The sequence below is a fragment of the Agromyces aerolatus genome (assembly GCF_031432255.1).
Taxonomy (GTDB): domain Bacteria; phylum Actinomycetota; class Actinomycetes; order Actinomycetales; family Microbacteriaceae; genus Agromyces.
The window spans coordinates 198,676-218,515 of record NZ_JAVKGQ010000003.1; the positions used below are offsets into that span (position 1 = coordinate 198,676).

Genomic DNA, 19,840 nt, shown 5'->3' on the forward strand with positions numbered 1-19,840 from the left:
CACGCGCGTGACGCACAGATCGGGCGGATGCCTCGGCGCGAGGCCGTTCACCCGGCCACGATGTCCGGCATGCCGAATCCCCACGCCGCACTCGTCCCCGGGCCCGAAGCCGACCGGCTCGCGGCCGCGGCCGCGCGCTACCGCGACGAGCTCGACCAGCTCCTCGCCGAGGTGGAGGGCGGGCTGCGAGTCATGCTGCCGGGCGAACGATGTCTGACGTGGCGATCGAGGGCAGCTGACGGGTACGAGACGCGCCTGCGCGAGCTCGGCAGCGGCTTGCGCGCGGTCACGGTGGTGCTCGACGACGCGTGCGAGACGCAGCGGCGTCAGGCGACGCGACTCCGGGTGATCGCCGAGGCGCCGGTCGTGGGTGGCGGATGATGAGCGACGAGCTCACCGTGAGCGTCGGTGGCGGCACCCGGGTGGCGGTCGACGAGCTGTTCGCGGAGGCGGCCGCGCTCGGCGCACTCGAAGGGGCCTGCCTCGACTGGGCCGACCGTGCCGAGGCGATCCGCAACGGCCTCCAGTGCAGCGGTGTCGCCGACGCGCCGGGCGCGGCGGCATCCTGGGGCCGGGCCCGCGGGCTCAGCCAGGCCGGGTCGATCTTCAGTCAGGCCGCGCGCGAGACCGGCGCCATGCGCGAATCGCTCGTCGTCAGCGCCGAACGATACGGTCAGGCCGAGCGCACGGTGACCGCCATGTGGGAGGCGGGAGTGCGGTACGCGGGCGCGAACGCCGGACTCTTCGCGCTCGTCGCGCTGCCGTTCCTGATCGGTCCGGGGCTCGCGGCCGGCCGGGCCCTGGCGCAGGCCGCGGCGAACGGGGCGTGGAGCCCGAAGGCGACGGCCCGCACGCTGCTGTCCGATCCGCGGTTCGTCCGCCTGGTGCGCGCGGCGGGCGGCTCGGTCGACGAGCTGTTGCTCGGCCTGCGGGGCGTCCCCGCTCCGATCGCGATGCTCATCGGCGCCGGCCTCGGCGCGCCCGAGAACGCGTCGCTGCTGCTCGGTGCGGCCGGCGGGCTCGGGTTCTTCGGCAGCCGAGTGCTCGTCGACCGGGCGGTGACGGTCGGTCGGGCGCCGGTCCCGGGCGGCGACCGCGTGCCGCCGCCGGCGAGCGTCGGCGACCTCGCTCGACGCGTGCCATCGCCCGACGCGGGCGGCGCGCAGGTCAGGGTCGAGCGGTACGGATCGCAGGCAGCATCGAGATGGGTCGTGTACATCGGCGGCACCATGGACTTCTTACCGGTCGCGGGCGACGAGCCGTTCGACCTCACGAGCGACCTGCACGCGGTGGCCGACGGCTCGCGGCTCGACGGTTTCCGCGTCAGCGGGGCCGAGGCCGGCGCGGCCGAGCGTGCGGTCCGGCAGGCGCTCGCCGAGGCCGGCGCCCGGCCGGGCGATCCGATCCTGCCCGTCGGGCACTCGGCCGGCGGCATGATCACCGCCGCGCTGGCGCGCGATCCCGAACTCGACGTCGTCGCCGCGGTGAACCTCGGCGGCCCCGTGGCGAACATGGACCTCGGCGACGTGCGGGTGCTCTCGATCGAGCACGTCGATGACCTGGTTCCGGCACTGGGCGGGCCGCCGCATCCCTCACCCGGCTTGACGACCGTGACGCGCGAGGCGCTGCCCGGCGCGGCGACCGGCGAGGACCTCCTGCCCGCCCACGCGCTCTCGCGCTACCGTGAGACGGCCGAGCTGGTCGACCGGTCGAAGGCTCCCGAGCTTGCCGGGTTCGGCGACCTCATCCGTGACTTCGCGGGCGAAGATCCCGGGACCCGCTCGGATTGGCGCGCGACGCGGGTCAGCCCTGGGGTCAGCTCCGGCGAGGGCGCACGATGAGCCCGATCAGCCAGCTGAAGATGCCCAGCACCAGCGCGGCGAGCACTCCCCACCAGAAGCCTTCGACCTCGAGGCCGAAGCCCATGAGACCGCTGATCCAGTCGACGATGAGCAGGAGCAGCCCGTTCACGATGAACGAGATCAACCCGAGCGTGATCAGGTAGAGCGGGAAGGCCACGATCCGGATCGCGGTGCCGATGATCGCATTCACGAGGCCGAAGATCAGTGCGACCAGGAGGTAGGTCAACACGGTGCCGAGGGTCGTCTCCTCGTAGGGCACGACCTGGACGCCGGCGACGATCAACGTCGTGAGCCAGAGTGCGAACGCGATCACGAGGACCTTGATGATGAACCGCATGGTCCCACTCTGGCAGAGCGGACGGCCCGAATCACAGGGTGGACATCCGGCTCAGAAATCGGCATGGAGGGCGGACGATCGGTCGCGCGGGGCCACAGACGCGGGACACCCGCCCCGGGCGTTCGCCGGTACGGTTGAGGGCGTGACCGCTTCGGACCCCACGCCGGCACGCGTACGCCTGCGCCCAGAGATCGCCGCCCTGCCCGCCTACCGGCAGGGCCGGCCAGCCCCGGCCGACGGGTTCAAGCTGTCGAGCAACGAGAACCCGTTCGATCCGCTGCCCTCGGTCCGCCAGGCCGTCGCCGACGCCGCGGGAACCATCAACCGGTACCCCGACGCGAGCGCGCTCGCGCTCCGCGAGCGGCTCGGTGAGATCTACGGCGTCGGCGCCGACGAGGTGCTCGTGGGTGCGGGCTCCGTCTCGCTGCTCGCACAGCTCATCCAGGCCGCGGCCGGCCCGGGCGACGAGGTGGTCTACGCGTGGCGGTCGTTCGAGGCGTACCCCGGACTCGTGACGGTGTCGGGTGCGACGAGCGTGCAGGTGCCGAACCGCGCCGACCACGGGCACGAGCTCGACGACATGGCCGCCGCCGTCACCGACCGGACCCGGGTCGTCATCGTCTGCTCCCCCAACAACCCGACCGGCGTCGTCGTCACGGCCGACGAGTTCGAGGCGTTCATGCGCCGCGTGCCCGCCGACCTGCTCGTGCTGCTCGACGAGGCGTACATCGAGTTCGTGCGCGACGAGGCTGCCGTCGACGGGCGCGAACTGATCGGTCGATACCCGAACCTCGTCATCCTCCGGACGTTCTCGAAGGCGTACGGCCTGGCCGGGCTGCGCGTCGGCTACGCCATCGGCCCGGTCGCCGTGCTCGACGCGGCCCGGTCGACCGCGATCCCGCTGGGGGTCACGGCCGCGTCGACCGCCGGCGCGCTCGCGTCGCTCGAGCCGGCCGCCGAGGCCGAGCTGCTCGAACGCGTGAACACGATCGTCGAACGGCGCGACCGGCTCAGGGAGGCGCTCATCGCCGACGGCTGGCCCGTCCCCGCGGCGCAGGGCAACTTCCTGTGGCTGCCCACGGGCGAGGCGACGGAGACCACGGCGGAGGCGCTGTGGTCCGCCGGCGTGGTCGCCCGGCCGTTCCCCGGCGACGGCATCCGGGTCAGCGTGGGCGAGGAGTCGTCGGTGCAGGTCGTGATCGACGTGCTCGCCACGCTTGAGCGACCTGCCGCGCGGTAGCGGGCGGCGAGAGCGCGCGCGTCGCGCTGTAGCGAACCCTCAAAGCCTCCCGGCGGGAGCTTGTGTGGGACTTACAAGATCGCGTTCGGGCTGAGCGAGTACCGTGGAACGGTGGCAGCCCTCCAGCGAGAATTCTCCGCGCCGACCCTGCAGCTTCTGACCCACGAGGGCGAGCTGCGTCCCACGCCCGAGGCCGAGCAGTTCCTGCCGGTCGTCGAGGCGCTCGCCGACGCCGAGCTCGAGCAGTTCTACCGGGACATGACGATCTCGCGCCGCATCGACGTCGCCGGTGCGAACCTGCAGCGTCAGGGCCAGCTCGCGCTCTGGGTGCCGAGCCACGGCCAGGAGGCCGCGCAGGTCGGATCGGCGCGGGCCGCCCGCCCGCAGGACCACATCTTCCCGTCGTACCGCGAGCACATCGTCGGCATGATCCGGGGGCTCGACCCGGTCAAGATCCTCACGCTGCTGCGCGGGGCGACGCTCGGCGGCTGGGACCCGGCGGAGAACGGCAACTTCCACCTGTACACACTCGTCCTCGCGTCGCAGACCCTGCACGCGACCGGCTACGCGATGGGCCTCACCTTCGACGGCGCCACCGCCACCGGGCACCCAGAGACCGACGCGGCCGTGCTCGTGTACTACGGTGACGGGGCGACCTCGCAGGGCGACGCGAGCGAGGCGCTCGTGTTCGCGTCGAGCTACCAGACCCCACAGGTGTTCTTCGTGCAGAACAACCAGTGGGCGATCTCGGTGCCGGTCGCCCGGCAGTCGCGGAGCCCCCTCGCGCTGCGCGGCACGGGCTTCGGGATGCCCGGCCTGCGTATCGACGGCAACGACGTGCTCGTGAGCTACGCCGTGAGCCGGGTCGCGCTCGAAGAGGCGCGGTCGGGTCTCGGACCCAGCTTGATCGAGGCGGTCACCTATCGCATGGGCGCGCACACCACGGCTGACGATCCGACGAAGTACCGTACGCGCGAAGAAGAGTCGTACTGGGCCGAGCGCGACCCGATCACGCGCTACCGCACCTGGCTCGAGGGCCGTGGCGCGTCGGCGGCGTTCTTCGATGAGGTGGAGCAGGAGGCGCAGGACGTCGCCGCCGACCTTCGGCGTCGCGCGCTCGAAGCGCCGGCGCCCGCTCGCGAGAAGATGTTCGAGCATGTGTACGCCGAGACGCATCCGCTCATGCACGACCAGTACGCCTGGCTCGACGCGTTCGAGCGCGGCCTCGACGGAGGTGCAGCATGACCGATACATATGCCGAGACCGGAATGCAGACCGAGGAGACGCGCGTGGCGGATGCTTCGACGAATGAGCCGGCCGCGCACGCGCGTGGCGTCCGCGGCGTGCAGACGCTCTCGATGGCGAAGGCGATCACCGCCGGGCTGCGCGAAGCGCTGCTTGCCGACGACAAGGTGCTGCTCATGGGCGAGGACATCGGCGCGCTCGGCGGCGTCTTCCGGGTCACCGAGGGGCTGAAGGACGAGTTCGGCGAGGGACGCGTGCTCGACACCCCGCTCGCCGAGTCGGGCATCGTCGGCACCGCGATCGGCCTCGCGATGCGCGGGTACCGGCCGGTCCTCGAGATCCAGTTCGACGGATTCATCTTCCCGGCGTTCGACCAGATCACGACGCAGTTGTCCCGCCAGACGCTGCGCCACGACGGCACGCTCTCGATGCCGATCGTCATCCGGGTGCCGTACGGCGGGCACATCGGGTCGATCGAGCACCATCAGGAGAGCCCCGAGGCGTACTTCGCGCACACGCCGGGGCTGCGCGTGGTCAGCCCGTCGAACCCGCACGACGCCTACTGGATGATCCAAGAGGCGATCCGTTCGAACGACCCCGTGCTCTATTTCGAGCCCAAGAGCCGGTACTGGCCCAAGGGCCCGGTCGACCTCGATCACGCGGGACTTCCACTGCACTCGAGCCGGGTCATGCGGCAGGGCACGGATGTCACGGTCGTCGGTCACGGCGCCATGGTCGCGACGCTGTTGCAGGCCGCCGACATCGCGGCCGAGGAGGGCACGAGCCTCGAGGTCGTGGACCTGCGCAGCATCTCGCCGATCGACTACGGGCCGCTGCTCGAGTCGGTCGAGCGCACGGGGCGGCTCGTCGTGGCCCAGGAGGCCGCGGGCAACGCCAGCGTCGGCTCGGAGATCGCGGCGACGGTCGCCGAGCGCGCCTTCTACTCGCTCGAGGCACCGGTGCTCCGGGTGTCCGGGTTCGACACGCCGTTCCCGCCGGCCGCACTCGAGGCGGAGTTCCTGCCGAGTCCCGACCGCGTGCTCGAGGCGGTCGACCGGGCCCTGGCCTTCTGACCTCGGCGAGCCGCATACGGCGCATGGGATACATGTGGTGAAAGGGTGAAGGAATGAGCGAGATCCGGTTCCCCCTGCCCGACGTCGGCGAGGGCCTGACCGAGGCCGAGATCGTGCAGTGGCGCGTGGCCCCGGGCGACCGCATCGCCCTCGATCAGGTGTTCGTCGAGATCGAGACCGCCAAGTCCCTCGTCGAGCTGCCGAGCGCCTTCGAAGGCGTCGTCGCCGAACTCCTCGTCGAGGAGGGCGCGACCGTCGATGTGGGCACGCCGATCCTCGTCATCAGTACGGACGCCGACGAGCCGACCACGGGCGACGCCGCCGAGCCCGGTTCCGCCGCCGAGCCGGCTTCCGCCCCGGATCCGGCCGCCGCCGCGGACGGCGGCGGCGCGGTGCTCGTCGGCCATGGCAGCTCGGGCCCGGCCCAGAGCCGTCGACGTCGGCACGCCGCACCGGGCGCCGCGCATCAGAAGCTCGCGGCCACCGCGCCCGCGATCCCGCCGGTGGTCGAACAGGTCGTGCCGGTGACTCCGCCTGCGCCGACCGAAGGGACGCGACCCGCTCCCGCCGAGCGCCGGCCTGAACCGTCGCCGCCCGTCATCGCGAAGCCCCCGATCCGCAAGCTCGCGAAGGACCTCGGCGTGGACCTCGCGCGCGTGACGCCGACCGGCCCGATCGGCGATGTCACGCGTGAGGACGTGCTCCGCGACGCGACCCAGGCGAGCGTGTTCCGCAACATCCAGACCCCCGAGGCCCCCGCCGACCGCGAGAGCCGCATCCCCGTGAAGGGAGTGCGCAAGGCGATCGCGAGTGCGATGGTGCACAGTGCGTTCTCCGCACCGCACGTCTCGGTGTTCGTCGACGTCGACGCGACGCGCACCATGGAGTATGTCAAGCGGCTGAAGTCGTCGCCCGACTACGCGGGGGTCAAGGTCTCCCCCTTGCTCATCATGGCCAAGGCGATCATCTGGGCCGTGCGCCGGAACCCCACCGCGAACGCGCAGTGGACCGATCAGGAGATCATCGTCAAGCACTTCGTCAACCTCGGCATCGCGGCGGCGACGCCGCGCGGACTCATCGTGCCGAACGTGAAGGACGCGCAGGCGATGACGATGGTCGAGCTCGCGACGGCGCTCGAGCAGCTCACGCTCACGGCGCGAGAGGGCAAGACGCAGCCCGCCGAGATGCAGGGCGGGACGATCACGATCACGAACATCGGCGTGTTCGGCATGGACACCGGCACGCCCATCCTGAACCCGGGCGAGGTCGCGATCGTCGCGCTCGGCACGATCCGCCAGAAGCCCTGGGTCGTGGACGGTGAGGTGCGGCCGCGCTTCGTCACCACGATCGGCGGCTCGTTCGATCACCGTGTCGTCGACGGCGATGTGGCCAGCCGATTCCTCGCCGATGTGGCGTCGATCATCGAAGAACCGGCGCTGCTGCTCGAGTGAGGGCGCTCCCGGCTCAGAGCCGGCGCTCGTAGACCACGGCGTCGCCGTTGCGCGCGACCTCGGTCATGCCGGCCTTCAGGAGCGCGTGGCGTGCCGGCGTGTTGGCCAGGTCGGCCTCGGCGCGGGCGAGCGTCGCGCCGGCGGCCCGGATGATGGCGAGCGCCGCGGTCACGGCGTGCACCGCGAGGCCTTGCCCGCGGACCGCGGGCACGAGTCCGAAGGCGAACTCGACCGCGCCGTCCTCGGACGGGGCGAACAGGTTGACGCCGCCGATGGCGGCGCCGTGCGCCCCACGGCGCACGAGATAGGGGCCGAACGGGGCCGGGTCTCCCCCGGCGCGGACGGCAGCGACGTACTCGTCGATGAGCTCCGGCTCATCCACGAATGAATACCCGCCCTCCCAGCCGTCGTACGGGTCCACCTCGCCGGCGAGGATGCGCTCGGCGTCGGCGAGGGTGAACGGATGCAACGTGAGAGGGGACGTCGTCGACTCCACGTGCATCACCCTCTCACCTGCCCGAGCCGGACGCCAGTCCCCGCTCCTCGATGACGTGATGCGTCGCGGATGACCGGGCGAAATCTGAGTTTGACAATCATTCTCAAATAACTATCGTAGAGCGCATGCCTGAGATCCGTCCCGCCCGCTCCCTCCTCGCGCGTGCCCTCCTCGTGGGTGGTGTCGTCACCACCGCGGCCGTCGCCCTGAGCGGATGCGCGGGCGCGAGCGCCGAGCCCGACGGGGTCACCATCGTCGCCTCGACCACCCAGGTCGGCGACTTCACGCGCGAGCTCGTGGGGGAGCAGGCCGAGGTCACGCAGCTGCTGAGCGCGGGCCAGAGCGCGCACTCGTTCGACCCGTCGGCCGCGCAGCTCGCGGCCCTCGCGAGCGCGGACGCGCTCGTCGTCAACGGCGCGGGGCTCGAGTCGTGGGTCGAGGACGCCGTGAGCGCCTCGGGCTTCGACGGGGTGCTGATCGACGCGAGCGAGGGCATCGAGACCTACGGCACGCATTCGCACGGCGACGATCACGAGCACGCCGAAGGCGAGCACGACCACGCCGCCGAACACGAGCACGCCGAAGACGAGCACGCCGAGGACGAGCACGCCGAAGACACGGCCGCCGACGACCACGCGCACGACGACCACGCGCACGACGACCACGACCACGCGCACGGCAACCCGCACATCTGGACCGACCCGGCGCTCGCCGCGACGATGGTGCACACCATCGCGCACGGTCTGGCCGAGGTCGACGGCCTGGACGCCGCCGAGATCGAGACGAACGAGGCCGCGTACGAGGCGCAGCTCGACGCGCTCGACGCGTGGATCACCGAGAACATCGAGGCGGTCCCCGCGGAGCAGCGCCTGCTCGTGACGAACCACGACGCGTTCACCTACTTCCTCGACGCGTACGGCATCACGTTCGTGGGCAGCGTGATCCCGAGCTTCGACGACAACGCCGAGCCGAGCGCGGCGGAGATCGACGAGCTCGTCGCGCGTATCGCGGAGACCGGCGTGAAGGCGGTGTTCTCGGAAGGCTCCATCTCACCGAAGGCCGCGGAGACGATCGCGCGGGAGGCCGGTGTGACGGTGTACTCGGGTGACGACGCGCTCTACGGCGACTCGCTGGGGGTCGAAGGCACCGAGGGCGACACGTACCTCGGCAGCCAGATCCACAACGTGCGGCTCATCCTCGAGTCGTGGGGCGTCGCGGCTTCCCCGCTCCCTGCAGCACTGGAAAGATAGCGGTATGACCGATTCGCCCGTGCTGCGCGTCCGTGATGCCGCGTTCACGCACCCGGGCGGTCACGGCGTCGGGCGTCTGACCTTCGACGTCGCGCCGGGGGAGGCGGTCGCGCTCATCGGCCCGAACGGCGCCGGCAAGTCCACGCTGCTGAACGGCCTGCTCGGCCTCGTGCCCCGAACCGCGGGCACGGTCGAGTACGCCGGCTCGACATATGCCGCGCCGGGCATGATCGGTCTCCTGCCGCAGAGCGCGGACCTCGATCCCGACTTCCCGATCAATCTGCGCCAGGTCGTGATGCAGGGCCGGTACCGCCGACTCGGGCTTCTGCGCTGGCCCGGTCGACGCGACCGCGACGCGGTGCGCACGGCCCTCGAGACCGTCGGTCTGGCCGACCTCGCGGCGCGCCGATTCGGCGATCTCTCGGGCGGCCAGCGGCAACGCGGGCTCCTCGCCCGCGCGCTCGCGTCCGAGCCACAGCTGCTCCTCCTCGACGAGCCGTTCAACGGCCTCGACCAGCAGAACCGTGACGCGCTCGTGGAGACGTTGCGCACGCTCAAGCGCCGCGGCGTCGCCGTCATCGTCTCGACGCACGATCTCGACCTCGCGCGGCAGGTGTGCGACTCGGTCGTGCTCGTCAACCGCGAGCAGCTCGCCCACGGTCCGGTGGCCGATGTGCTCACGCTCGGCAACCTGCAGGCGTGCTTCGAGGGCACCGAGATCGAGATCGACGAGCACACGCTCGTCGTCCCCGGCCACGAGGGCCATTGAGTCATGAGGGGCAGCGATGAGCCTCGGTGAGGCGCTCTTCGGAGCGTTCGAACTGCCGTTCATGGCGCGTGCGCTGGGCGTCATGCTGGTGCTGGCCGTGGTCGCCGGGGTCGTCGGGGTGCTCGTGAACCTCCGCGGACTCGAGTTCATCAGCGACGGGCTCACCCACGCCGTCTTCCCGGGCCTGGCCATCGGGCTCGCCGTCGCGGGCACGGCGGGGCTCGTGCCCGGTGCGGCGATCGCGGCGCTCGCCGCCGCGGTCGTGCTGACCTGGCTCGGTCGTGCGGGTGTCGCGTCGGACGCCGCGATCGCGATCGTGCTCACCGCGACGTTCAGCGTGGGCGTGATCGTCGTGTCGAAGAGCTCGGACTACGCGGGCGAGCTCGAGGCACTGCTGTTCGGGCGCGTCCTGACGATCCCGCCCGCCGAGGTCCTCCCGCTCGTCGTCGTGAGCCTCGTCGCGCTCGCCGCCGTGCTGCTCACGATGAAGCAGCAGGTGTTCCGGGCGTTCGACGCGCGGGGGAGCCGGGCGTCCGGCGACCGCGCGTTCGCGCTCGACCTCACGCTGAACGCCGCCGTCGCGCTCGTGGTCGTCGCCGCGGCGAGCACGGTGGGCACGCTGCTCGTGCTCGCGCTGCTCATCGTCCCCGGCGCGGTCGCGCGCCTCGTGACCGACCGGCTCTGGTGGCTCTTCCCCGCAGCCGGCGTGTTCGCGGCGCTCGCGGCCTGGCTCGGCCTCTCGGCCGGGTATGCCGCGTCGGTCGGCCTGGGCGTCGACCTGCCGGCCGGCGCGACCATCGTGGCGGTCTTCGTGACGGGATACGCCATCGTGCTCGCGGGCGCCTGGGCGGCCGGTCGCGCGAACGTCGCGCGCGTGGCGCCTCGCGGGCGGATGCCTCGCCGCGTCGCGGCCGGCCCGGACCTCGCGGGGGAGGACCGGCGATGAGCTACTTCGAGCGGGCCATGCTCGCCGCGATCGTGATCGGCGCGGGAGCAGGATTCGTCGGCGCGCTGGTCGTGCTCAGGCGCCGCACGTTCTTCGCACAGGCGCTCACGCACGCGACCTATCCGGGCGCGGTGGCCGCAGCCGCGCTCGGCGTGAGCGTGCCGCTGGGTGCCGCCGTGGCATCCGTCGTCATCGTCGCGATCATGGCGGGCATCGCGCGCATCCGTCGCCAGGGTGCGCAGGTCGCCGCGGGCGTCGTGCTGACCGGCGGGTTCGCGGCCGGTGCGCTGTTGCAGGCCGCGATCCCCGGCCTCCCCGTGCGGCCCGAGGCGTTCCTGGTCGGGTCCATCCTGACCGTGACGGACGCCGACATCGCGCTCGCCGCGGTCGTCGCCGTCGTCGCGGTGCTCCTGGTCGCGGCGTTCGGCACCCGCGTCGTGTTCTCCACGTTCGACCCGGCGGGGTTCCGTGCCGCGGGCTTCCGCGAGTGGCCGATCGAGCTGCTCGTGCTCGCGCTGATCGCGGCGTCGGTCGTGAGCTCGCTGCCCGCAGTCGGTGCGATCCTCGCGATCGCGCTCATCGCGGCGCCCGCGGCCGCCGCACGCCTCGTCGTCACGAGCTACCGGGGCGTGCTGCTCGCCGCACCCGTCATCGGGGCCGCGTCGGGCATCGCGGGCGTGCTCGCGTCGCGTGCGTTCGCGATCGCCGCCGGACCGTCGATCGCGCTCGCGGCGACCGCATGCTTCGTGATCGCGCTGGGGGTTTCCAGGGTTCGGCGACTACCGTGGAGAGGACGTCCGATCCCCGTCGAGACCGCGGAAGAGGCACGGATCGCATGAAACGCAACACCTGGCAGCGGGAAGCCGTCCGAGAGGCCCTCGACGGCACCGAGGGATTCATCAGCGCGCAGGCGCTGCACTCGTCCCTGCACGCCAGCGGGTCGCCGATCGGCCTTGCGACCGTGTATCGCGCGCTCGGCGACCTCGCCTCGAGCGGCGACGCCGATTCGCTGCAGTCGCCCGACGGCGAGGCGCTCTACCGCGCGTGCAGCACGGGCCACCATCACCACCTGATCTGCCGCAACTGCGGGCTCACGGTCGAGATCAAGGCCGACGAGGTCGAGGACTGGGCCAAGCGCGTCGCGGGCGAGCACGGGTTCACGGGTGCCGCGCACGTCGTCGACGTCTTCGGACTCTGCGCGACCTGCACACAGGCCGCATAGCCTTCCGCCTCGCTACGTCGTATAGTGATATACGACGTGCGCCGCCTCGCTCGCTGCGCCCATTCCAGCCGGCAGGAGGCCGCCATGACCGTCATCACGCTCGAACAGACCAAGCGCCGCCGCACGCCAGGCCGTTCTCGCCGCGCGGCATTCGCCGCGCTCGCGATCGGGGCGACCGTGCTCGGTGCGCTCGCGTTTCCCGGTGCCGCGAACGCGGCACCGAACGACGCGACGATCTCATTCGGCGACGGCACGATCGTGGGCGGCGGCGTCGCCGCCGAGGTCCCCGTCACCGTCACGTGCGACCCGGCGGTGGCGCTGCAGCGCGCGGTGGGTCTCGAGATCCGTCAGGCGACGCCGGTCATCGTCACCGGCGAGCTCATCGGGCTGGTGTCGTGCACGGGCCGGCCCGTGACGGTGACGTTCCGGGTCTTCGCGACGCCCGCGGGGTTCCAGCCGGGCGTGGCGTGGGGTGCCGTCTTCACGCTGACGGACGACGAGACGGATGTGGTCGTCGTGGAGCACGAGCTGCAGCTCAACTGACGACGTCGAGCCGGCGCAAACGACGCTGCGCGCCCCGCTCACCCGCCCGCTCACCCGCCCGCTCACCCGCCCGTGCACTCGACCGCCGCCCCTTCCCGGGCGTATCGTCTGCCCTGATACCCGACCGGGGGAGGGGCCATGCTCAAAGACGACGAGCTCATTCCGACGTTCAGCCGAGCCGGCGAGGCGACGACGGCGCGCTACACCAAGATCCCAGAGGGCTCGATGCTGCCGGCTACCGCCTATCGCATCGTCCGCGACGAGACCATGCTCGACGGCAACGCGCGGTTGAACCTCGCGACGTTCGTCGGCACATGGATGGACGAGCACGCCGATCGGCTCTACCACGACTCGTTCGACAAGAACATGATCGACAAGGACGAGTACCCGGCGACCGCCTCGATCGAGGAGTACTGCTGGCGCATCCTCGCCGACCTGTGGAACGCCCCGAACCGCAACGATGTGATCGGCACGTCGACGATCGGCTCGTCCGAGGCGTGCATGCTCGGCGGGCTCGCGCTGAAGCGGCGCTGGCAGCACGCGCGCCGGGCGGCAGGCAAGTCGACCGAGAAGCCGAACCTCATCATGAGCTCGGCGGTCCAGGTCTGCTGGGAGAAGTTCTGCAACTACTTCGACGTGGAGATGCGGTTCATCCCGACGACCGAGGAGCATCCGCTGATGGACGGAACCGGGCTCGAGGACGTCGTCGACGAGCACACCATCGGCGTGGTCGCGCTCATGGGCGTGACGTACACGGGTGCGTACGAGCCGGTGGCCCAGATCGCCGCGAAGCTCGACGAGATCCAGGAGAAGACGGGCCTCGACATCCCGATGCACGTCGACGGTGCGTCGGGCGCGATGATCGCGCCATTCCTGCAGCCCGAGGTGCAGTGGGACTTCCGGGTGGAGCGGGTGCAGTCCATCAACACCTCTGGGCACAAGTTCGGGCTGGTGTATCCGGGCGTCGGCTGGGTCGTGTGGCGGTCGGCGTCCGCGCTGCCCGAGGATCTGGTGTTCAAGGTCAGCTATCTCGGCGGTGAGATGCCGACGTTCGCGCTGAACTTCTCGCGGCCGGGTGCTCAGGTGCTGCTGCAGTACTACCGGTTCCTGCGGCTCGGGCGTACGGGGTTCACCGAGATCCAGCAGGGCTGTCAGGACGTGGCGCGCTACCTGTCGCACGCGGTCGGCGAGCTCGACGCGTTCGAGCTGCTCACGGACGGCAGCGACATCCCCGTGTTCGCCTGGCGCCTGACGCCGGGCCATACCGACAACTGGACCCTGTATCACCTGTCGGAACGGCTGAGGATCCGCGGCTGGCTCGTCCCCGCGTACCCGCTCTCGGGCGACCTCTCGGATCAGACCGTCATGCGCATCGTGTGCCGCAACGGCCTCAGCCGCGACCTCGCCGAGGATCTGCTGCGCGACATCCGCACCGAGACGGCGTACCTCGACGAGCTCGACGCACCCATGCCGCATCCCGGCATCGGCCCGACGTTCCACCACTGAGTGCGGCGCGAACCAGCGATGACGCGCCCCGCCGTGTCGACGACGCGTCGGCTGCGCCGCGAGGCGTGGGGCTTCGCCGTCGGCTCGCTCTGCTTCTTCGTGGGCGCGCTGCCGCCGTATGCGGCGTGGCTCGGCGACGTGGGCGCGAATCTCACGTTCGTCATCGGGTCGGTCTTCTTCACGCTGGCCGCGTTCATCCAGCTCAGCCTGAGCGGGCGACGGATGCCTCGGCGGCAGATGAATCGCGCGGATCGAGCCGACTGGTGGGCCGCGGCGATCCAGTTCGCCGGGACGCTGCTGTTCAACCTGTCGACGGCCGTTGCGCTCGCCGCGGCGGTCGCCCGGCCGGAGGCGGTCGGGGCGGGATGGCGCCCCGATGCGTGGGGTTCGGTCGCCTTCCTCGTGTCGAGCACGCTCGCGGTGCTCGCGACGAAGGACCGGGGCCGGCTCTGGGATCCCGACGCGCGGACGTGGCACGGCACCTGGCTGAACCTCGCCGGCTCCGTCGCGTTCGGAGCGTCGGCGATCGGTGCCTACGTCATACCCGAGACCGGGGATCTCCTCAGCGAGTACTGGGCGAACCTCGGCACCCTGCTCGGCGCGGTCTGCTTCTTCACCGCGGCGGCGCTGTCGCGCAGGAACGTCGTCGAAGCGCGCCCGGACGATTCACTCCGGTGAATCGAAACCCCCGGTCAGCACCGCGGTATTCCGGTTCGGCTTGAGGCACCGTCAGGATTGTGGCTAGCGTTGACGACGGCCCTCACGGGCCACTGCCCTGTCCGCGGTCCCTGCAGAGACGGTCCCTACCGGCCTCGCGGGAGCGTATGGTTCCGCGCGTGGTACGCCGCCCCGATGGTGGCGTGCGCTGGACTCGGAGTTCGCCTGGTACGCATGATTCGCCGGCTTGAGCTTCGTGTCCCGGATCGCCTGAACCCGGCCTGAAACCAGGAGTGTCCGCGCGCCGCCCGCACCGCGTCGTGTCCGGATCCGCACTCCGTGGAGACGCCTGCCCGCATGCCCCGATCCACACCCGCACAGTCCACGTCCGCACCGTCCGCACCCGAAGAGCTCGACCACACCCCAGCCGACGCACCCCTTCAGCGTCCGCCGATTCCCGACGCCGACGGAGCCCCGACCGGATCGTCGGCCGCCGCACCCGCCATCGAGGTACGCGGCCTGACCAAGTTCTTCGGCCGCCGCCCCGCCGAGGCCCTCGCGCGGCTCCGCCGCGGAGCCACCCGCGACGAGATCGCGTCGCTCGGCACCGCGGCGGTCATCGACGCCGACTTCACGGTCGCCCAGGGCGAGATCTTCGTCGTCATGGGCCTGTCGGGCTCCGGCAAGTCGACGCTGATCCGCACCCTGAACGGCCTGCTCGAGCCGACCGCGGGGACCGTGTCGGTCATGGGCAAGACCATCACCGACATCCCGGCCAAGCAGCTGCGCACCGTGCGCCGCGACCACGTCTCCATGGTCTTCCAGCACTTCGCACTGCTGCCGCACCGCACGGTGCTCGACAACGCGGCGTACGGCCTCGAGATCCAGGGTGTGCCGCCCGCCGAGCGCCGGGAGCGCGCGATGCGCGTCATCGCCCGCGTCGGCCTCGCGGGTTGGGAGGACAAGCTCCCGTCCGAGCTGTCGGGCGGCATGCAGCAGCGCGTCGGCCTCGCCCGCGCGCTCGCCGCCGACACCGACGTCCTGCTCATGGACGAGGCCTTCTCGGCGCTCGACCCGCTCATCCGCCGCGAGATGCAGGAGCAGCTCGTCGAGCTGCAGCAGGAGCTCGGCAAGACGATCGTGTTCATCACGCACGACCTCAACGAGGCCATGTTCCTCGGCGACCGCATCGCGGTCATGCGCGACGGGCGCATCGTGCAGGTCGGCACCGCCGAGGAGATCCTGACGGATCCCGCGGACGACTACGTGGCGTCGTTCGTCGCGGACGTCGACCGCGCGCGTGTGCTCACCGCGGCGAACGTCATGGAGCCGCCGCGTGCGGTCATCGCCGCGTCGGCCGGGCCGCGTGCGGCCCTGCGGACGATGCGCGACCTGCAGACCTCGACGGTGTTCGTGGTGCGTTCGGGGCGCAAGCTCCTGGGCGTGGTGCACGACCGCGACGTGCTGAGGCTCGTGAAGCGGGGTGAGCGCTCGCTCGAGTCCGTCATCCGCACCGACCACGCGACCGTCGCGCCCGACCAGTACCTCTCGGACCTGCTCGAGAGCGCCGCGCTCAGCCCGATGTCGCTCGCCGTCGTCGACGAGCAGGGCCGCCTGCTCGGTGCGGTGCCGCGGGTCACGCTCCTCGCGGCGCTCGGCAACCTGTCGACCGACACGGCCGAGATCCAGGTCATCGAGCCGCCGGCGACGGTGCCCGTCGATGTGATCACCGAGACGCTCCGCGCGACGTCCGACCCCGAGGAGCCGGCCGCGGCCGTGCCCGGCTCGGCCGCGAACGAGGGAGGTGCCCGATGAACGGCTTCCGCCTTCCGCTCGGCGCATGGGCCGACGCATTCATCGACGTCCTGACCGACGCGCTCGCCGGCCTGTTCGCCGTGCTGCGCACGATCTTCCTCGGCTTCTACGACGCGGTCGACTGGGTGCTCTCGACGCCGCCGTTCTGGGCGGTCATCATCGTGATCGCCGCGATCGCCTGGTGGGCGAAGGGCTGGAAGCTCGCGCTCGGGTCGGTCATCGGCCTGACCGTCGTGCTCGGCGTGAACCAGTGGGACAACGCGATGGACACGCTCGCGCTGGTCCTCGTCGCGAGCACGATCGCGGTGATCATCGCGATCCCGGTCGGCATCCTGGCCGCGCGCAACACGCTCGCGTCGAACATCATCCGCCCGATCCTCGACTTCATGCAGACGATGCCGGCGTTCGTGTACCTGATCCCGGCGCTGATCCTGTTCCGTGTGGGCGTGGTGCCCGGCATCGTGGCGACGATCGTGTTCGCGATGGCGCCGGGCGTCCGGCTCACCGAGCTCGGCATCCGCGGCGTCGACAAGGAGGTGGTCGAGGCCGGTCAGGCGTTCGGCTCCTCGCCCGGACGCATCCTGCGCCAGATCCAGCTTCCGCTCGCGATGCCGTCGATCATGGCCGGCATCAACCAGGTCATCATGCTGTCGCTCTCGATGGTCGTCATCGCCGGCATGGTCGGAGCCGGCGGCCTGGGCGGCCAGGTGGTGCAGAGCCTCACGCGCATCGACGTCGCGCTGGGCTTCGAGGCGGGCCTGTCGGTCGTGATCCTCGCGGTCATCCTCGACCGGGTCACCGGCGCGTTCGGCGGCGGGTTGCGGCGCAAGCCCCGCACGTCGGCCAAGCCGAAGAGCACGGATGCCTCGAAGGCGACCGATCTCGCGGTCACCGACGACTCGGGGCTCGCGGTCAAGCACTCGGCCGTGAAGCACCCCACGAGCGTCTGACCCCACACGTGGGCGCCGGAGCATCCGTCGCCCGTTCGTCCGCGCCTCGCGCGCGGAACCATCCCCAACGCCCGTGCCCACAGCACACGGGAGGAAAGGAAACACCCATGAAGAAGAGACACCTCACCGGAGCGCTCGCGATGGGCGCCGCCGCGGCGCTCGCACTCGCCGGCTGCGCCGGCGCGGAGGCCGAGACCCTCGAGAACGGGGATCAGCAGGACCTCACCATCGCCGTGTTCAACGGCTGGGACGAAGGGATCGCCGCGAGCGAGCTCTGGAAGGCCATCCTCGAGGAGGAGGGCTACAACGTCGAGCTCGAGTACGCCGACGTGGCGCCCGTCTACCAGGGCCTCACCGACGACGACTACGACGTGGTGCTGGACACCTGGCTGCCGATCACGCACGCCGACTACATCGAGCAGTACGGCGACGACATGGTCGACCTCGGCGCCTGGAACGAGGACGCCGTGCTCACCATCGCGGTGAACGAGGACGCCCCGATCGACTCGCTCGAGGAGCTCGCGGCGAACGCGGACTACTTCGGCAACCGCCTCGTCGGCATCGAGCCGGGCTCGGGCCTGAACCGGGTCACGAGCGAGGAGGCCATCCCCGCCTATGGCCTCGAGGGCATGGAGTACCTGACCTCGTCGACGCCGGCCATGCTCTCCGAGCTCAAGGCCGCGACCGACGCGGGCGAGCCGATCGCCGTGACGCTCTGGCGTCCGCACTGGGCCTACGACGCGTTCCCGATCAAGGACCTCGAAGACCCCGAGGGCGTGATGGGCGACTCCGAGGGCATCCACTCGTTCGGCAGCAAGAGCTTCGAGGAGAACTTCCCGACGCTCGCCGGCTGGCTGAAGAACTTCACGATGGACTCGGAGACGCTGTACTCGCTCGAGAACGCGATGTTCAACGAGAACGACTCCGACGACTACGGCCCCATCGTGGAGCAGTGGATCTCGGAGAACCAGGAGTGGGTGGACTCGCTCACCAGCTGAGTCGGTCTGCAGTGAGAAGGGCGGATGCTCCCACGCGGGGCATCCGCCCTTCGCGTCTGACTAGCGTGTAGTAGAATACTGGCATGATGACGAAGAAGAACTCGTACGTTGCAGCCGCCCTGCTCGCGGTGGGGGTGTCCGTGCTGGGTGCCGGAGGTGTCGCGAACGCGCAGGACGCCGAGCCGTCGGCGACTCGAGTCGGCAACGACTGCTCCTGGACCCAGGTGATCATCGATCCCCTCAGGGACAAGCTGGGCCTGATCTGCCGGAGTCTCGAGCCGGGGTACGAGGCGCGAGCGATTGCTCGGCCCGCGCCGGGCGGCCCGATCATCAACGAGACGCCGTGGCTGCAGGTCGCGCCCGGGACGACCGAGAGCTGGGGCTACGGCACGGTCAAGGGGTACTGGCTCGAGGTCGAGTACCGGAAGATCGGCGGCTGACCGGCATCTGATAGACTCGACGTTTGGCTGGGCACTTCCACTGTCCAGACCGTGGACGACCTCCCCAGTATCTAGCCGGGCGACCGGTGGGGAACGTCTGCAGACAAGAGACCTTGGGAGGGGCATCCGCCCCTCGGTATTGGAGGAAACCAATGGCAGCAGTGTGCCAGGTGACCGGCGCCGTTCCCGGCTTCGGTCACAACATCTCGCACTCGCACCGTCGGACGAAGCGCCGCTTCGACCCGAACGTGCAGCGGAAGACGTACTTCGTTCCGTCGCTCCGCCGGAACATCACGATCAACGTGTCCGCCAAGGGCATCAAGGTCATCGACGCTCGTGGCATCGAGGCCGTCGTTCGTGACATGCAGGCTCGTGGGGTGAAGCTCTAATGGCGAAGCAGCAGGACATCCGTCCGATCATCAAGCTCCGGTCGACGGCCGGCACCGGGTTCACGTACGTGACCCGCAAGAACCGTCGCAACAACCCCGACCGTCTCGTGCTCAAGAAGTACGACCCGGTGATCCGCAAGCACGTCGACTTCCGAGAGGAGCGTTAGTCCATGGCCAAGAAGAGCAAGATCGCGCGCAACAACCAGCGCCAGGAGATCGTGGACCGCTACGCCGCGAAGCGACTCGAGCTGAAGAAGGCGCTCGTCGACCCGAACGGCACCGACGAGACCCGTGAGGCCGCCCGCGTCGGCCTGCAGAAGCTGCCCCGCGACGCGTCGCCGGTGCGTCTCCGCAACCGCGACGCCATCGACGGTCGCCCTCGCGGCAACCTCAGCAAGTTCGGCATCTCGCGTGTGCGATTCCGCGACATGGCGCACCGTGGCGAGCTGCCCGGCATCACCAAGTCGAGCTGGTAAGCACCGCGTTTCGAAAGGGCGTCCCTCCGGGGGCGCCCTTTCTGCGTTCCCGTCCTGCTTCCCGCGGCCGGTCGCACGGCGGCGAGTGTGGGCTGGGCAGTGTGATGGAGTGCCGAAAGTGGGTTGACGGCGTGCAGGACGGCCTTCCAGCCCACTTTTGGGACTCCATCACACT

At 70.7% G+C, this 19,840-nt stretch carries 23 protein-coding genes; 21 read left to right on the forward strand and 2 right to left on the reverse strand.

The annotated features are described in order from the left end of the window. The first annotated feature begins 69 nt into the window (after positions 1-69). Positions 70-381 carry a hypothetical protein gene (locus tag RH864_RS05830; RefSeq protein ID WP_310516581.1) on the forward strand — a complete coding sequence of 104 codons (312 nt, stop codon included), beginning with the start codon at positions 70-72 and terminating at the stop codon, positions 379-381. Continuing rightward, positions 381-1,841 (forward strand): alpha/beta fold hydrolase, encoded by a 1,461-nt coding sequence (locus tag RH864_RS05835; RefSeq protein ID WP_310516582.1) that lies wholly within the window; start codon positions 381-383, stop codon positions 1,839-1,841. The genes RH864_RS05830 and RH864_RS05835 overlap by 1 nt, the downstream gene beginning before the upstream one ends. Here the strand turns inward: RH864_RS05835 and RH864_RS05840 are convergent. Beyond that, positions 1,816-2,199, reverse strand: a complete 384-nt coding sequence (locus RH864_RS05840; protein WP_310516583.1) for a phage holin family protein — start codon at positions 2,197-2,199, stop codon at positions 1,816-1,818. The genes RH864_RS05835 and RH864_RS05840 overlap by 26 nt on opposite strands. 142 nt (positions 2,200-2,341) lie before the next feature. On the opposite strand from RH864_RS05840, the gene RH864_RS05845 reads away from it, so the two are divergent. The 4 genes from RH864_RS05845 to RH864_RS05860 all read left to right on the forward strand — a co-directional run bounded on the left by RH864_RS05845 (position 2,342) and on the right by RH864_RS05860 (position 7,208). After that, the gene (locus RH864_RS05845) at positions 2,342-3,439 is read left to right on the forward strand and encodes a histidinol-phosphate transaminase (RefSeq protein WP_310516584.1); all 1,098 of its coding nucleotides are present in this window, start codon (positions 2,342-2,344) and stop codon (positions 3,437-3,439) included. Positions 3,440-3,550: 111 nt separating this feature from the next. Continuing rightward, the gene (locus RH864_RS05850) at positions 3,551-4,684 is read left to right on the forward strand and encodes a thiamine pyrophosphate-dependent dehydrogenase E1 component subunit alpha (protein WP_310516585.1); all 1,134 of its coding nucleotides are present in this window, start codon (positions 3,551-3,553) and stop codon (positions 4,682-4,684) included. A 113-nt stretch (positions 4,685-4,797) separates the two neighbouring features. Next, the gene (locus RH864_RS05855) at positions 4,798-5,757 is read left to right on the forward strand and encodes an alpha-ketoacid dehydrogenase subunit beta (protein WP_310516710.1); all 960 of its coding nucleotides are present in this window, start codon (positions 4,798-4,800) and stop codon (positions 5,755-5,757) included. A 53-nt stretch (positions 5,758-5,810) separates the two neighbouring features. Next, complete coding sequence (locus tag RH864_RS05860; protein WP_310516586.1) at positions 5,811-7,208, forward strand: dihydrolipoamide acetyltransferase family protein; 1,398 nt, start codon at positions 5,811-5,813, stop codon at positions 7,206-7,208. A 13-nt stretch (positions 7,209-7,221) separates the two neighbouring features. Here RH864_RS05860 and RH864_RS05865 read toward each other — a convergent pair whose 3' ends face one another. Next, positions 7,222-7,704, reverse strand: a complete 483-nt coding sequence (locus RH864_RS05865; RefSeq protein WP_310516587.1) for a GNAT family N-acetyltransferase — start codon at positions 7,702-7,704, stop codon at positions 7,222-7,224. A gap of 125 nt (positions 7,705-7,829) precedes the next feature. On the opposite strand from RH864_RS05865, the gene RH864_RS05870 reads away from it, so the two are divergent. From RH864_RS05870 to rpsN, 15 genes are all read left to right on the forward strand, one after another. Next, positions 7,830-8,954, forward strand: a complete 1,125-nt coding sequence (locus RH864_RS05870; RefSeq protein ID WP_310516588.1) for a metal ABC transporter substrate-binding protein — start codon at positions 7,830-7,832, stop codon at positions 8,952-8,954. A 4-nt stretch (positions 8,955-8,958) separates the two neighbouring features. Next, positions 8,959-9,723, forward strand: a complete 765-nt coding sequence (locus RH864_RS05875) for a metal ABC transporter ATP-binding protein (RefSeq protein ID WP_310516589.1) — start codon at positions 8,959-8,961, stop codon at positions 9,721-9,723. Positions 9,724-9,739: 16 nt separating this feature from the next. Further along, entirely contained in the window at positions 9,740-10,669 is a 930-nt protein-coding gene (locus RH864_RS05880) for a metal ABC transporter permease (RefSeq protein ID WP_310516590.1), read from the forward strand. Beyond that, entirely contained in the window at positions 10,666-11,508 is an 843-nt protein-coding gene (locus RH864_RS05885) for a metal ABC transporter permease (RefSeq protein ID WP_310516591.1), read from the forward strand. The genes RH864_RS05880 and RH864_RS05885 overlap by 4 nt, the downstream gene beginning before the upstream one ends. Continuing rightward, positions 11,505-11,891 carry a Fur family transcriptional regulator gene (locus RH864_RS05890; protein WP_310516592.1) on the forward strand — a complete coding sequence of 129 codons (387 nt, stop codon included), beginning with the start codon at positions 11,505-11,507 and terminating at the stop codon, positions 11,889-11,891. Before RH864_RS05885 ends, RH864_RS05890 begins: the two co-directional genes overlap by 4 nt. An 84-nt stretch (positions 11,892-11,975) precedes the next feature. Beyond that, the gene (locus tag RH864_RS05895) at positions 11,976-12,434 is read left to right on the forward strand and encodes a hypothetical protein (protein ID WP_310516593.1); all 459 of its coding nucleotides are present in this window, start codon (positions 11,976-11,978) and stop codon (positions 12,432-12,434) included. Positions 12,435-12,572: 138 nt separating this feature from the next. Beyond that, positions 12,573-13,940 carry a glutamate decarboxylase gene (locus RH864_RS05900; protein WP_310516594.1) on the forward strand — a complete coding sequence of 456 codons (1,368 nt, stop codon included), beginning with the start codon at positions 12,573-12,575 and terminating at the stop codon, positions 13,938-13,940. A 33-nt stretch (positions 13,941-13,973) separates the two neighbouring features. After that, positions 13,974-14,618 carry a YrhK family protein gene (locus RH864_RS05905; RefSeq protein WP_310516595.1) on the forward strand — a complete coding sequence of 215 codons (645 nt, stop codon included), beginning with the start codon at positions 13,974-13,976 and terminating at the stop codon, positions 14,616-14,618. 336 nt (positions 14,619-14,954) lie between these two features. Continuing rightward, complete coding sequence (locus RH864_RS05910; protein ID WP_310516596.1) at positions 14,955-16,412, forward strand: quaternary amine ABC transporter ATP-binding protein; 1,458 nt, start codon at positions 14,955-14,957, stop codon at positions 16,410-16,412. Beyond that, the gene (locus RH864_RS05915) at positions 16,409-17,362 is read left to right on the forward strand and encodes an ABC transporter permease (protein WP_310516597.1); all 954 of its coding nucleotides are present in this window, start codon (positions 16,409-16,411) and stop codon (positions 17,360-17,362) included. Before RH864_RS05910 ends, RH864_RS05915 begins: the two co-directional genes overlap by 4 nt. A gap of 107 nt (positions 17,363-17,469) precedes the next feature. Continuing rightward, positions 17,470-18,360: a glycine betaine ABC transporter substrate-binding protein gene (locus tag RH864_RS05920; protein WP_310516598.1), complete on the forward strand. Its 891-nt coding sequence runs from the start codon at positions 17,470-17,472 to the stop codon at positions 18,358-18,360. A gap of 83 nt (positions 18,361-18,443) precedes the next feature. Then, complete coding sequence (locus RH864_RS05925) at positions 18,444-18,800, forward strand: hypothetical protein (protein ID WP_310516599.1); 357 nt, start codon at positions 18,444-18,446, stop codon at positions 18,798-18,800. A gap of 152 nt (positions 18,801-18,952) precedes the next feature. After that, entirely contained in the window at positions 18,953-19,189 is a 237-nt protein-coding gene (rpmB, locus tag RH864_RS05930; RefSeq protein WP_310516600.1) for a 50S ribosomal protein L28, read from the forward strand. Further along, on the forward strand, positions 19,189-19,356 hold the full coding sequence (rpmG, locus tag RH864_RS05935; protein ID WP_067880809.1) for a 50S ribosomal protein L33: 168 nt from the start codon (positions 19,189-19,191) through the stop codon (positions 19,354-19,356). The genes rpmB and rpmG overlap by 1 nt, the downstream gene beginning before the upstream one ends. Positions 19,357-19,359: 3 nt before the next feature. Beyond that, on the forward strand, positions 19,360-19,665 hold the full coding sequence (gene rpsN / locus RH864_RS05940) for a 30S ribosomal protein S14 (protein ID WP_310516601.1): 306 nt from the start codon (positions 19,360-19,362) through the stop codon (positions 19,663-19,665). The last annotated feature ends 175 nt before the right edge of the window (positions 19,666-19,840 follow it).